Source organism: Pseudarthrobacter defluvii, assembly GCF_030816725.1.
GTDB lineage: Bacteria > Actinomycetota > Actinomycetes > Actinomycetales > Micrococcaceae > Arthrobacter > Arthrobacter defluvii_A.
This window is the reverse complement of the sequence record NZ_JAUSYG010000001.1, coordinates 614,732-627,833: the sequence shown is the minus strand read 5'-3', so window position 1 is coordinate 627,833 and position 13,102 is coordinate 614,732. Positions and strand designations below refer to the sequence as shown.

The 13,102-nt window shown below is 66.7% G+C and carries 13 protein-coding genes; 8 read left to right on the top strand and 5 right to left on the bottom strand.

Features of this window, described 5'->3' with window-relative positions; genetic code table 11:
• Positions 1–12: 12 nt before the first annotated feature.
• Positions 13–762 (top strand): dienelactone hydrolase family protein, encoded by a 750-nt coding sequence (locus tag QF031_RS02815; protein WP_307423801.1) that lies wholly within the window; start codon positions 13–15, stop codon positions 760–762.
• A gap of 113 nt (positions 763–875) precedes the next feature.
• Here QF031_RS02815 and QF031_RS02810 read toward each other — a convergent pair whose 3' ends face one another.
• Positions 876–2,336 (bottom strand): amino acid permease, encoded by a 1,461-nt coding sequence (locus tag QF031_RS02810; protein ID WP_307423799.1) that lies wholly within the window; start codon positions 2,334–2,336, stop codon positions 876–878.
• A gap of 207 nt (positions 2,337–2,543) precedes the next feature.
• Here QF031_RS02810 and QF031_RS02805 point away from each other — a divergent pair, with 207 nt between their 5' ends.
• From QF031_RS02805 to QF031_RS02785, 5 genes are all read left to right on the top strand, one after another.
• Complete coding sequence (locus QF031_RS02805; protein ID WP_307423796.1) at positions 2,544–3,305, top strand: CPBP family intramembrane glutamic endopeptidase; 762 nt, start codon at positions 2,544–2,546, stop codon at positions 3,303–3,305.
• A 50-nt stretch (positions 3,306–3,355) separates the two neighbouring features.
• Positions 3,356–3,796, top strand: coding sequence for a VOC family protein (locus tag QF031_RS02800; RefSeq protein WP_307423793.1), 441 nt, complete (start codon positions 3,356–3,358; stop codon positions 3,794–3,796).
• Positions 3,797–3,818: 22 nt separating this feature from the next.
• A complete protein-coding gene (locus QF031_RS02795) occupies positions 3,819–4,787 on the top strand; it encodes a 1,4-dihydroxy-2-naphthoyl-CoA synthase (protein WP_307423790.1) in 969 nt (322 codons plus the stop codon).
• Between the two features lie 12 nt (positions 4,788–4,799).
• Positions 4,800–5,993, top strand: a complete 1,194-nt coding sequence (locus QF031_RS02790; RefSeq protein WP_307423786.1) for an AMP-binding protein — start codon at positions 4,800–4,802, stop codon at positions 5,991–5,993.
• 76 nt (positions 5,994–6,069) lie between these two features.
• Entirely contained in the window at positions 6,070–6,951 is an 882-nt protein-coding gene (locus QF031_RS02785) for a 1,4-dihydroxy-2-naphthoate polyprenyltransferase (RefSeq protein ID WP_307423783.1), read from the top strand.
• Here QF031_RS02785 and QF031_RS02780 read toward each other — a convergent pair.
• Positions 6,948–7,256, bottom strand: coding sequence for a DUF4229 domain-containing protein (locus QF031_RS02780; protein WP_307423780.1), 309 nt, complete (start codon positions 7,254–7,256; stop codon positions 6,948–6,950). The genes QF031_RS02785 and QF031_RS02780 overlap by 4 nt on opposite strands.
• Positions 7,257–7,318: 62 nt before the next feature.
• On the opposite strand from QF031_RS02780, the gene QF031_RS02775 reads away from it, so the two are divergent.
• Positions 7,319–7,708 (top strand): PLD nuclease N-terminal domain-containing protein, encoded by a 390-nt coding sequence (locus QF031_RS02775; protein ID WP_307423777.1) that lies wholly within the window; start codon positions 7,319–7,321, stop codon positions 7,706–7,708.
• Between the two features lie 5 nt (positions 7,709–7,713).
• The gene (locus QF031_RS02770) at positions 7,714–8,277 is read left to right on the top strand and encodes a hypothetical protein (protein WP_307423774.1); all 564 of its coding nucleotides are present in this window, start codon (positions 7,714–7,716) and stop codon (positions 8,275–8,277) included.
• A gap of 69 nt (positions 8,278–8,346) precedes the next feature.
• Here QF031_RS02770 and QF031_RS02765 read toward each other — a convergent pair whose 3' ends face one another.
• The 3 genes from QF031_RS02765 to QF031_RS02755 all read right to left on the bottom strand — a co-directional run bounded on the left by QF031_RS02765 (position 8,347) and on the right by QF031_RS02755 (position 12,973).
• The gene (locus tag QF031_RS02765) at positions 8,347–9,840 is read right to left on the bottom strand and encodes a dynamin family protein (RefSeq protein ID WP_307423772.1); all 1,494 of its coding nucleotides are present in this window, start codon (positions 9,838–9,840) and stop codon (positions 8,347–8,349) included.
• Positions 9,837–11,753 carry a dynamin family protein gene (locus tag QF031_RS02760; protein WP_307423769.1) on the bottom strand — a complete coding sequence of 639 codons (1,917 nt, stop codon included), beginning with the start codon at positions 11,751–11,753 and terminating at the stop codon, positions 9,837–9,839. The genes QF031_RS02765 and QF031_RS02760 overlap by 4 nt, the downstream gene beginning before the upstream one ends.
• Before the next feature lie 122 nt (positions 11,754–11,875).
• Entirely contained in the window at positions 11,876–12,973 is a 1,098-nt protein-coding gene (locus tag QF031_RS02755; protein ID WP_307423766.1) for an IniB N-terminal domain-containing protein, read from the bottom strand.
• Positions 12,974–13,102: the final 129 nt, after the last annotated feature.

The window sequence follows — 13,102 nt, the reverse complement described above, 5'->3', positions numbered from 1 at the left end:
TAGCCTTGGGCCATGACCTACGTAGACCTGAGTGCGGCGAGCACAGCCGCCGGCGGATCCCGCTCCCTGCACGGTTACCTTGCCGTGCCGGAAGGGCAGGGCCCTTTTCCCGGCGTGGTCATGATCCACGAAGTCTTCGGCCTGGATGACCAGACCCGCCGGCACGCGGACCGGCTGGCCCGGGCGGGTTACCTCACCCTGGCGCTGGACTTGTTCAGCGACGGCGGGCGGCGGCGCTGCCTGGTGGGAACCATGCGCGCCATGGCAGCCCGGACCGGGAGGCCCTTTATCGACATCGCCACCGCCCGCACCTGGCTCGCGGAGTCCGATCTCAGCACCGGCAGGACCGGGGTGATCGGCTTCTGCATGGGCGGGGGGTTCGCCCTGCTGACCGCGCGGGACGGGTTCGACGCCGCCTCCGTCAACTACGGACGGCTCCCCGGCAAGGGGCAGCAGGACCTGGTGGACGCGCTGCGTGGCTCCTGCCCCATCGTGGCCAGCTACGGCGGGGCAGACAGATCGCTGAAGGGAGCGGCGGCCCGGCTCGAGTCAGCCCTGGACCAGCTGGGCATCGAGCACGCCGTGAAGGAGCACCCTGGCGCGGGCCACGCCTTCCTCAACGATGAGGAACTGGGCCCGGTACTGCTCCGGCCGCTGATGCGGGTCATGGGCGTGGGCCCGGACCCGGAGTCCGCAGCGGAGGCCTGGCAGCGGATTGAGGACTTCTTCGCACTGCACCTGAAGGACGGAACGGCACCTTAGGAATTGGGCGGCTTAGGAACTGGGCGGCATGAGCCCCCCGGGTAAACGCCGACGGCGGGCCTGCCCACTGAAGGGCGACCCGCCGTCGAACGTTGTTCAGGAAGCCGGGAAAGTCAGCTGAAGAGCTGGCTCTTGGGCTGGTTGTTCTTGACCTTCTGCCAGCCCAGCCAGAGCACCACGGCAAAGAACGGGATGGTGGCCAGGGTCCACAGGCCCAGGTAGAACACCTCGCCGTCCTTGCTGGTCATGGTGTCGAAACCGATGAGCACGGTGATGGCGAACAGGGCGATGAGGCCGGCCCAGCTGGTCCACGGCGAGCCCGGCATGGGCAGGCTGGAGACGTTGCCTTTCTTCTTCCGCAGCGCGATCTGGCTGGCGAAGATGGAGCCCCAGGTGAAGATGACGCCGATGGAGGCGGTGTTCAGGGCAAGGTCGAACGCGTGTGAGCCGCCCAGCCAGATGTTGAGGAGGATGCCCACGAGGTAGACGGCGCCGATGGCCAGGATCGCCGCGTAGGGCACGTGGCGGGTGGACATCCTGGTGAGCCACTGCGGGGCGTGGCCGTTGTTGGCCATGGTGCGGAAGATCCGGCCGATGGAGTACAGGCCCGAGTTGCAGGAGGACAGCGCGGCGGTGATGACGATCATGTTCATCACGTCGCCCATCCAGCCCAGGCCCATCTGGCCGAAGACCGTGACGAACGGGGAGGTGCCTGCCTTGTACTGGTCGGAGGGCAGGAGCATGGCCAGCAGGGTAACGGATCCAACGTAGAACACCACGATGCGGACCACGACGGCGCGGATCGCCTTGGGCACTTCGCGTTCCGGGTTCTGCATCTCACCGGCCGTGATGCCCACCAGTTCGATGGCGTTGTAGGCGAAGATCACGGCGTTCAGGACCAGGATCATCACCAGGGCGCCCTTGGGGAACATGCCGCCGTCGGCCGCGAAGAGGTTGTTGACGGACGCGTTGCCGGCGCCCACCTTGGCGTTGGTAACCACCATGAAGGTGCCCACGGCCAGGAAGATGATGATGGCGGCGACCTTGAGGCAGGAGGCCCAGAATTCGAACTCGCCGAAGGCCTTGACGCTGAAGAGGTTCACGGCCACCAGCAGCACCAGCGCGGCGATGGCGGACAGTTCCACGGGGACGTTGGGGAAGAAGAACTGGAAGTACAGGCCGATGGCGATGAGCTCTGCGATGCCGGTCATGGCCCAGTTGATGAAGTACATCCAGCCGGAGAGGAAGGCGCCCTTTTTGCCGAACATCTCGCCGGCATAGCTGACGAACGAGCCGGAGGTCTGCCGGTACATGATGAGCTCGCCCAGGGCCCGCATGAGGAGATAGGCGATGACGCCGGCGATGGCGTAGGAGAAGATCAGGGCCGGGCCGGTGGAGGCAAGGCGGCCGCCCGCGCCCATGAAGAGGCCCACGCCGATGGCGCCGCCCATGGCGATCATGGTGACGTGGCGGCGGCCCAGGGTCTTGCTGTAGCCCTCGGCACTGAGGGAGGGGTCGACGGCGGAGGATGGCGCCGTGCTGTTCTTTAGGTCTGTGGGGGTACTTTGAGGCACAACTGTTCCTTGTGGGTTGGGGGTTGGCCGCATCCGGTCTTCATATGATCGAGCTCACAAAATTCGGTCTTCCGGCCGTATAGCCAGCGAATGTGAGGGCGAACCAGCGAACTGCCGAAGCTTCACGCGACCTGACCATCTTACAAGACGGCCCGGAGTGGTACGTGACGCGCACTACACGGCGGAGCCCGGCGATAGGCTGGACGCATGGCAACAGCCCACCGCTTACCGCCCGCTCCGCAGCCGCAGCTGTACCGCTTCTCCCCCATGGACGTGGCAACGCTGTGCCTCTACGTGGCCATCGCGGGCTTCTTCGCGGCCGCCGGCGATCTGGTGGCGCCGCTGCTTCGGCAGATAGCCCCCTCCCCCGCGGCAGCTTCCTATGCCGTGAACCTGCTGTTTTATGCCTCGGTGGGGATACTGGCGCTCCTGGCGGCCCGGAAGGTGGTGGTCCGGGACCTCAAAGTCCTGGCAACCCGGCCCTGGTTCACCCTGCTGATGGTGCCGGCGGCCGTGATCGCCATGATGATTCTCACCGCTGTGGTGGTGGCCGCGAATGGACAGGTGCAGACTTCCGAGAACCAGGCCGGGCTGCAGGCTCTCATGCAGCAGGTCCCCGCCTGGCTCATGGTGCCGCTGCTGGTGGTGGTGGGCCCCTTTGTGGAGGAGTACATTTTCCGGCACCTGCTGATCGGCAAGCTGGCCAGGCGGGTGAACATCTGGCTCTGCTGTGCATTGTCCGTCGTGCTGTTCGCGGCGCTGCACATCGTGGGGCAGGAAGCCATCACCCTGACGGCGCTGCTCCCCTACCTGGCGATGGGCGCCACGCTGGTGTTCGTCTACATGTGGACGGGGAGAAACGTCATGTTCTCCTACTTTGTGCATGCCGCGAAAAACCTGCTGGCCGTGATCCTGGTCTACGCCATCCCGCCGGAGCTGTTCGAGCAAATGCAGAACGTGCAGGCCTAATCGCCCGTCTGGATCTTCCCCCAGGCCACGCCCGCCTTTACCGTGGACGGATGGGACTGAATATCCAGATCGTCGTTGATTCCGCCAGGCCGCATGAGCTCGCCGACTGGTGGGCCGAAACCCTGCAGTGGGCGGTGGAGCCGCAGGATGAGGGCTTCATCCGGTCCATGGTCGAGCAGGGCTACGCCACCGAAAACCAGACCGTGACGCACCGCGGCAACCTGGTGTGGAAGGACGGCGCGGCCATCCGGCCGCCCGAGGAAATCGACTCCAAGGCCCCGGAGCGGCGCATCCTGTTCCAGACCGCGCCCGAGGGGAAAACGGTGAAGAACCGGGTGCACTGGGACGTCAGGCTGGACGGCCGGGACAAGGACGAGGTGCGGCGCGAACTTGAGGCCCGCGGCGCGTCCTTCCTCTGGTCGGCGCGGCAGGGCCCGCATTCCTGGCACACCATGGCGGACCCCGAGGGCAACGAGTTCTGCATCAGCTAAGCACGATTACTAGACTTGGACGGTGAGCAACCAGATCCCCGCCCCGGTGTCCGATGTCTTCGATCCCACGCGCTGGCGGGTGGTCTCCGGTTTCGAGGACTTCCAGGACATGACCTACCACCGGCAGGTGGAGCGGGATTCCGACGGCGGCTGGGTGCGTGACCTGCCCACCGTCCGGATCGCCTTCAACCGCCCGGAGGTCCGCAACGCCTTCCGGCCCGGGACCGTGGACGAGCTTTACCGCGCCATGGACCACGCCCGGATGACCCCCGACGTCGCCACGGTCCTGCTCACCGGCAACGGCCCCTCCCCCAAGGACGGCGGCCACTCCTTCTGCTCCGGCGGGGACCAGCGGATCAGGGGCAGGGACGGCTACCGGTACGTAGTACAAAACACAGCCGACGGTGAGACCCAGGAAACCATCGACCCCGCCCGCGCGGGCCGGCTGCACATCCTGGAAGTCCAGCGCCTCATGCGCACCATGCCCAAGGTGGTCATCGCCGTGGTCAACGGCTGGGCAGCCGGCGGCGGGCACTCGCTGCACGTGGTTGCGGACCTCACCATCGCGTCCCGGCAGCACGGCAGGTTCAAGCAGACGGACGCCACGGTGGGAAGTTTCGACGCCGGCTACGGCTCCGCGCTGCTGGCCCGGCAGGTGGGGCAAAAGACCGCCCGCGAGATTTTCTTCCTGGCGCGCGAATATTCCGCAGAGGACATGGTCCGCATGGGCGCCGTGAATGAGGCCGTTGACCACGGGCGGCTGGAGGAGGTGGCCCTGGAGTACGCCGCGGACATCGCCCGGCAGTCCCCGCAGGCCATCCGCATGCTGAAGTTCGCCTTCAACCTTGCCGACGACGGCCTGGCGGGGCAGCAGGTTTTCGCCGGCGAAGCCACCCGCCTGGCCTACATGACGGACGAGGCTGTGGAGGGCAAGGAGGCGTTCCTGCAAAAACGCGACCCCGACTGGTCACGCTTCCCGCACTACTTCTAAGGCAGGACGGCTATGAACAGCGAAGCTTCCCCCACCCCGGCCCAACGAGGCCCCCTGAACATCGAACCCGCCCTGAAAGCCCTCGCGGCCGCCCTCCACGGCGAGGGCCCCGCCGTCGAACTGTCCATTGGGCCGGACGGCGCACTCGTTGTGGGCCACGTGGAAACCCCCGGCTGCGACGACGCCGTGGCCGTAGTCCGCACCTCCGGCTCCACCGGCACCCCCAAGGCAACCCTGCTGACCGTGGAATCCCTGGCGGCTTCCTCCATGGCCACCGCCCTGCGGCTCAAGGGCGAGGGGCAGTGGCTGCTGGCACTGCCCGTGCAGTTCGTTGCCGGTATCCAGGTGCTGGTGCGGTCCCTGTTCGCCGGCACCCGGCCCTGGGTCATGGACATGTCCGGCGGCTTCACCCCGGAGGCCTTTACCGCCGCGGCGCTGGAACTGACGGACAAGATCCGCTTCACGTCCCTGGTTCCCACGCAGCTCCAGCGGCTCCTGGACGATCCCTCGCCGGACACGCTGGCCGTGCTGCGCCGGTTCAACGCCGTCCTCCTGGGTGGCGCCCCTGCGCCGCCGGCCCTGCTGGCGGCTGCCCGCGACGCCGGAGTACGGGTGGTCACCACGTACGGGTCCGCGGAGACGTCCGGCGGCTGCGTGTACGACGGGTACCCCCTGGAAGGCGTCTCGGTGCGGGTGGCGGAGGACGGCCGGATCCTGCTGGGCGGGGACACTGTGGCTGCCGGGTACATCGAGGCCCCGGACGAGGAAACCGGGACGTTCTTTGAGGAGGACGGGGTGCGCTGGTACCGCACCAGCGACCTGGGCTCCATCGACGACGACGGCCGGCTCACCGTGCTGGGCCGTGCCGACGACGTGATCATCACCGGCGGGGTCAAGGTTTCCGCAGGCCATGTGCAGGAGCAGCTGGAGAAGTCCGACGCCGTCGCCGCGGCTTTTGTGGCAGGCGTCCCGTCCGCCGAGTGGGGCCAGGCAGTGGCCGCCTACGTGGCCCTTGCCCCCGACGGTGCCGCGGGGCAGGAGCCCGGGGATCCCGCCGTCGTACTCCAAAGCCAGTGGCAGCGGCAGCTGGGGGTCCTGGCGCCCAAGACCGTCCTCACCGCACCGGCCCTGCGGATGCTGCCCAACGGCAAACCGGACCGGCTCGCCATGACCGCTGAACTCAGCGCCCTGCACGCGGGAAAGTAGAGTTGGACCTGCACCAGCGCGGCGGGTGCGCACGTTCCATCCTGCCGTCTTACCGAAACAACACGAGGTACTAACCGTGGCCACAGCCGCCCAATGGATCCAAGGCGCCCGACTCCGGACGCTGCCGGCAGCGATCGCTCCGGTGCTGATCGGCTCTGCCGCCGCCTACGAGATGGACTCGTTCCTGCTGCCCAACGCCATCCTCGCCGCACTGGTGGCACTCCTGCTCCAGGTGGGCGTGAACTTCGCGAACGACTATTCGGACGGCATCCGCGGCACGGATGATGACCGGGTGGGTCCGCTGCGGCTGGTGGGGTCGGGCGCAGCCAAGCCCGAGCATGTGAAGTGGGCGGCGTTCGGAACGTTCGCCCTGGCCATGGTGTTCGGCCTGGTCCTGGTGTTCCTCACCCAGGCCTGGTGGCTGATCCTGGTGGGCCTGGGCTGCGTCATGGCCGCGTGGGGCTACACCGGCGGCAAGAACCCCTACGGCTACATGGGCCTGGGCGATCTTTTCGTGTTCGTTTTCTTCGGGCTGGTGGCCACCCTGGGCACCACCTACACCCAGGCCGGGCACATCAACCTGTCCTCGGTCATCGGCGCCATCGGCACCGGCCTGATTGCCACCGCGCTGCTCATGGCAAACAACGTCAGGGACATTCCCACGGACATGCAGGCCGGCAAGAAGACCCTGGCCGTAAGGCTGGGCGACAAGCATGCGCGGGAAAGCTATGTCCTGATGCTCGCCGTCGCCATCCTGCTGGTGGTGATCCTGGCGCCGGCCCGGCCGTGGATCCTGATCGTGCTGCTGCTCATTCCCGCCTGCCTGATGCCAGCCTGGCTGATGATCAACGGGCGCAAGCGCAAAAGCCTCATCCCGGTCCTGAAGCAGACCGGCCTGATCAACCTCGGCTACAGCGTGCTGTTCTCACTGGGACTGGTCCTCAGCCACGGGTTCTAGCTGTTCTTGCTGCCCTTGGCATTGTTGATGGTGACGTCCGGGTTGGCGTCCAGCAGGGCGTCCTCGGCGTTGGCGTCCTGGACCTCGCCGGCAGAGCGCAGGGGCTTGGCTTTCCCGGAGAAGCGGTGCTGCAGGGCGGCGGCGGCGGCATCGCGCTGCTTCTGGAAGAACAGGTAGCTGATGGCGAAGGCAATGACCGCAGCACAGATGACGGACATCAGCACCCCTACCTGCAGGAGCGTAAACAGGACAAACAGGGGAACAAAGATCGCCAGGCGGATCAGGGAATATTTCAAAAAGGCCACTATTCAAGTTTAGCCGCCTCCGCCCGGCGGCCCCTGCCCGTCCTGCGGATAGACTTAATGGCATGCTGTTCCGTGTGGCTTTGGCCGTCGCAGTCCTCGTCATCTTCGTGTATGGCCTGGTGGACGTGATCCGCACTGAAGGCCGCCTTGCCCGGGGCATCTCGAAACCGGCCTGGATCGTCGTGCAGATCGTCCTGCCGGTGCTGGGCGCCATCCTGTGGCTGCTGATTGGCCGGCCTCGGGGCACGGCGCAGCCGCGGCCCAGCTACCCGCACCCCACGGCTCCCGATGATGATCCCGACTTCCTCCGCAACCTCGAGGCCCGCAGGCGCAACCAGGCCGAGGCCGAGCGGCTGAAGAAACTCCGGGACGAACTGGAGGCGAAGGCCAAGGAGGACGGCGCCAAAGGCCAGCGCGGCACCGACGAACACGACACCGACGGACTGAAATAAGGTCCATGGCGTCCCAGTCCGGCGCTGAAGAGCGGCGCCAATCCGCTCCCCCACCCAGGCCTGGCCCGTCCTACTCCACTCCGCCGCCCATCCCGGTTGTTCGCCCGCTGCCCCGGCCGGTCCGCAATGCCCGCACGCTCTGGCTCTTCAGTTTCGCCGCGGGACTGGCTGTCCTGCTGGGATCCTTCGTGGCCCGCGACTCCAACCTGCAGCGGCTCCACGGCGTGGTGGCCGATATGGCGGCGGGAAACGACGCCGCATCGGTCAGTACGGCGGCGGAGATCGTCTTTTGGGGAAGCATCGGCGCCCTTCTGCTGGTGACCCTGCTTGAGGCGGCGGTCCTTGCCGCCGTGCTGGGCCGCAGGAGCTGGGCCCGCTGGACCCTGGTTCCCCTGTTGGCCAGCCATGTCCTCCTCCTCTTCCTGGCGTCCGCTTTCCTGGTCCCGGCCGGTGCCGCGGGCAGCTACGTGGTGATGTTGTGGGGTGCGGGGCTGCTCCTGGCGTTCGCCGGCCTGGTACTGCTGTTCCTGCCGTCCGTTGGAGCCTGGCTGAAGCGTGAAACCGGCTAAAGCCTGCGCGATGGGGCCTGCGGGTGGCGGGCCTCCGCCGGCCCTACGCTGACTGCGCCTGAGCGGGCGCTACGCCGACTGCGCCTGGCGGTCGCTGTTTGCACAGTCCGCCAGCATCCCCTCGCAGCTGCGGATCACCACGCGGCAGGCTTCCCCGGCGGACCGGGCAGTCAGCGGACTTTCTGCAGCTGCCCGCCAACGGGTTAGGCAGCGCCTGGCCTCCTCTGCCAGTGCCTGCGGGCCGCAGCCAGGCGGCAGGCCAAGCCGCAGATGGGCAGCGGCGCCCTGGCCTCCGATGAGCCGTTCAGCTTCTGCAGCCAGTTCCGGGGCCAGTTCCACCCCCGTTGTCCGCAGCGCCGCCAGCAGCCGGAGCTCGCGGAATTCATGCCCGTTGGCCTGCAGTCGTTCCAGGGCCGCCGCCAGGTTTTCCGTCCCCTGCCGCGGCCGGTTGGCCATGAGGTTCTCCACCGCCACCAGGGCCGTCCTGGCCTTGAGTGCTTCCGCCCGGGCCTGGAACTGCCGGTCCAGCACGTCAAGCAGGGGGTCCAGGCCGCTTCGCCGGACCAGCTCGTGGGCCAGCGGTGTGGGTTCCGGGAACCCGTTGCGGATGAGGACCACGGCCAGGCGGATGCCGAAAAGCCCGTAGCGTGCCAGCAATGATGCCCGTGCTTCTTCGGTCAGTCCCGCCGGCTCGGTGGACCGGCGGAACCTGTCGGCGGAGAGCATCATCCGTTCACGCGCTGCGCGGTCCAGGGTTGCCAGCACTCGCAGGGCCTCGAAGTCCGGCTGGCGCAGGGTGCGGGCGCTTTGGGCCAGGAGTCCGGCTACCGGGACCACGCCGAGGGCCAGCTTCCGGAGGTTGGGATCGCGGCTGTACCTTTCGGCGATGTTGCCTGCGGACAAAAGGGAGTCGATGCGCCCAGCCCCCACCTCGTCGGCCCGGGACAGCACCGCGATGGCGTTGACCGTGCCCGAGCGGCCGGCCCCGGTGTCGCGGAAGGACTCCAGGAAACGCAGATCGGACGCGTGCTTGTGGCGCATCAGATAGATAACGGCATCAGCTTCCGACGGCGAATCCTCCGGCGTCAGGAACCGGACGGACCGTGCGGACACATCCTGGGAGACGGAGGCGATGCCAGGGGTGTCGATAAGGGTCATGGCGCGCAGTGCCGGCGCCGGCCATTCGACGTCGAGGCGTTCCACTTCGTCCGCCCGTACGCCGTCAAGGACGAAGACCAGGCGCCCGTCCACGCGCTTCAGGGGCAGGGCCCGGGGCTCCCCCCTGGTGGGGTGCAGCGTGATGCGGGGAGTGTGGCCGTGCCGGTACCAGGTGACGATCCTGGTGCACTCGCCGGTGTCCGTGGGGGCGATCTCCTCGCCAATGATGGCGTTCAGGAGCGTGGATTTGCCTGCTTTTACCATGCCGGCAACAGCGATCCTCAGTGGCTCCGCCAACCGCCGCGCATAGACGTGCAGCGCCTCTACGGCCGCGGGATCGTCGCCGTAGGCTTCCAGCGCTTCCCGGATCAGCGCTGCCGCCCCGGCCGTGGTGGACGCCGTCATCCCACCCCCGCTGCGGAACGGGTTCCGGCGGCCTTGGCCTCCGCGGCCACGGCTTCCGCCGCCCGGTGCAGCGCGTCCACCTTCTTGAGCTCAGCCCTGATGTCCTGGATGCGCCCTTCCTTCTCCTGTGCGTAGGAGTTCGCAGCTTTCTGCGCCGCGGCCACCGAATCCGACAGCGACCGGTGGTACTCATCGGCGATCTCGGTGAAGTGGTCGCGGATGGTCCGCTGAACCAGCCGCAGCCTGTCCTTCAACTGCTTCCCCACCTGGAACGTCACATCGTCCAACTGGCGCCTCACCAGCGCCTTCGCCTCGCCCTGGCGCCGCTTTAGCCGGGTCTCCTTGTCCTCCCGGTAGGCCTTGCGTCCCAGCAGCAGCCCGGCGCCCACCGAGAGCGGATTGATAAGGGCCATCCCGAAGATTCCCGTCAGGAGGCCGAACATGAGGACACCGCCGTAGGATCCACGCATGCCGATGAGGACTTTCTGGATGGGGTTCACCCGGCCCGGATCCAGCCCCGGCATCTGCTCCACCGGGTCCAGGGCGTCCCCGGAATCGGAGACGTGCAGGACCGGCAATGACACCTCATCGGCGGCGAAGTGTTCGGCCACCTGCGCAGCCAGCCATTGCGACCTTTCGCTGGTCCAGACGAACGTGTCCGAAACCGCTGCGGCGACACACTCTTCGAGCCACTGGGAGAACTGTGTCCAGACGGGACCGGGATCGCCCTGGTCGATGGCGGTCTCGGCTTCCCGTTGAATCCCACGCAGGCGGTCCCGGAGGTCGTACTCCATGTCGGCAATGAGGTCGTTGATGCCGTCGCTGAGCGTGAGCTGCCAGCGTGCGGACCGCTTTCGCAGATGGTCCGCTTCCATCTTGGCCTGTTCCAGGTCTGCGAGCATCTGCGGCCTGGCACCCGGGTTCTCCAGGGCCTCAAGCTCGGACTGCAGGGAGAGCCGGAGGTTTTCGGTGACGGACAGCAGGTCCTGGCTGACGGAGCGGCGCTGGATCCGCTCTGCCTTGCCCGCCACGTCATTGCGGAGGTGGGCCACGAGCGCCGGGAAGCCGGATTCAGCGTTGAGCTCACTGTCCTGGAGCCGCGAAGCTTCCAGCCGAAGATCTGCGGACAGCGGCAAAAGCGGAACATCCGGTGCCACCTGGTCCAGGTGCGCCCGGTCGAGCTCCTCCACGCGCCGCCAGTCCGGGTAGAGGTCTGTCTTGGAGAGGACGGCGGCGACACTGGGGGTGATCCGCATGGCCTGGCGCAGGAACCGCAGCTCCGGTTCCGTGTATTCCTGCGAAGCGTCCGAGACCAGCAGCATGGCGTCCGCCGTGGGCAGGGCCGTGAGCGTGGTCAGGGTGTGGGTGGAGCCCATGCCGCCGACGCCCGGAGAATCGATAATGGTAAGCCCGCCAGTGAGGATCCGGCGGGGCAGGCAGACTTCTGCGGCCGCGATTTTCCTGCTGTTTCCCGGGTTCCCCTGCTCGGAAACAAAGGCGGACAGGTCGGTAAGCTCCACGGGCCGCCGCTCTATGCTGCCGCCGTCAGCGGCACCATTCCCGGCGGGGTTTTCCGCCGCCGAAAAGTTTTCCGGGGCGGAGACCAGAAGGGTGGCCGACGCCGGTTCCCCGTAGCGGACGATGGTAGGGACGGAAGTGGCAATGTCGTCATCCACCGGGCACACCGGGGCGTTCACCAGGGCATTGATGAGCTTGCTCTTTCCCTGCTTGAACTCCCCCACCACGATGACCCTGATGCTGGGGTCCTGCAGCCGGTGCATGGCCTGCTCCAGCCTCCTGCGCAGGTCCCCGCGGTCCCCGCTGCCCACCAGCTGAAGGCCCTGCTCCACGAGCTTCACCAACTGCCCGGCCGTAACAGGACCCGGCGGCCTTGCTGGTGCTGCTTCTGCCACGAAGTGTCCCCCTGTCGGTGCCAAAAATCCTGTCGTCGGTAATACCGGAAGAGCCCGGCAGGAGGTAATTTCCCTCCTGCCGGGCGGTTTGCCTCCCGCGAATCGCGTGTCCGACCAGCGTGTTACAACACGGTGGAGTCGTCAACCACCGGATGGTCAATGCTGGTGTGGCTGTCCAGGTCCTCATCCGCATGGCTGGAGTTGTCCTGAAGTGAATTGTCCTCGGTGAACTCGAGCTGGTTCTCTGCCACCACCACGTTATCCTCCACGATGTTGGTGGCCGAATTGTCCTGGAAGGAGTCGTCCACGTGGACCTCCACTGCCGTAGTGGTGGAGTTGTCCGGGTTGAAGGAATCCTCCACCTCCACCGAGTCGTGGGTGGAGTTGTCGGAGTTGTCGTTGAACGAGTCGCGGACCTCCAGCTCCGTGTCTGTGCTGACAGAGTGGTCCGAATGGTCGGAGTAGACCGAATTGTCGGAGTAGTCCGAGTGGTCCGAGTTGTCGTTGAAGGAGTCGTCCACATCGAGGCCGACGTCGGTATTGAAGGAGTCGGAGATGGCCGTCTCCTCATTACCAATGCTGACGTCGCCGCCGGCGTGAAGGGAATTGTCCGTGGAGTAATCGGTGGAATGGTCGGAGTTGTAGGAATCCGTGATGTTGTTGGAGTCCCGGACACTGGCATCGTCTCCGCCGGCCACCGCACGGTCCCCGGCGGCCACCACCGCATCGTGGTCGAACCACTGCTCCACGTCCCCGTGCGCCCAGATGTTTTGGTTGACGGACTGGTCCGTGATGGTGTCCCGGTCGTCGAGCAGGGTGCTGTTGCTGGTATAGGAGAAGTGGTTCACCACGTGGTGCAGCTGCTGGACCGCGTGGGCGTGGTCGTCATGGTCGTAGTCCGTTCCGCCCTGGCCTGGACTCTGCATCCCGGCATGGATTGTTGCGGCACTCCCGGCGTGCGCCGCCGTCGTGGTCACCTGCCCGGACCAGGCACTGCTTCCGCCGGTGTTGTGCTCCCGCTCGAAGGACATGGCATTGACGGTGATGGGAGCGTAATCCAGGACAACAGGCATCGCCGCGTCCACGTCTGCCGAGCACACGTTGCCCAGGCCGTGTTCGGCCAATGCCCTTTCGGGGTCGTCCAGGAACGCCTGGACCGCCTCCCGGTTGCCGAAGAGCTGCATCAGGAACTGAACAAGGTCGTTTGCGAGTGTTGGCATATGCGTGGTCCTCACATCTTCGTTGTGTCGCGGATCATCCGGCGAACATCTCCGGTTGCCTCAAACCTAGGTTCGCTGCCGGGGGCAGGGCATCGGGCGGTTTCCCCCTACCCAACGGTGCCCTTCCGG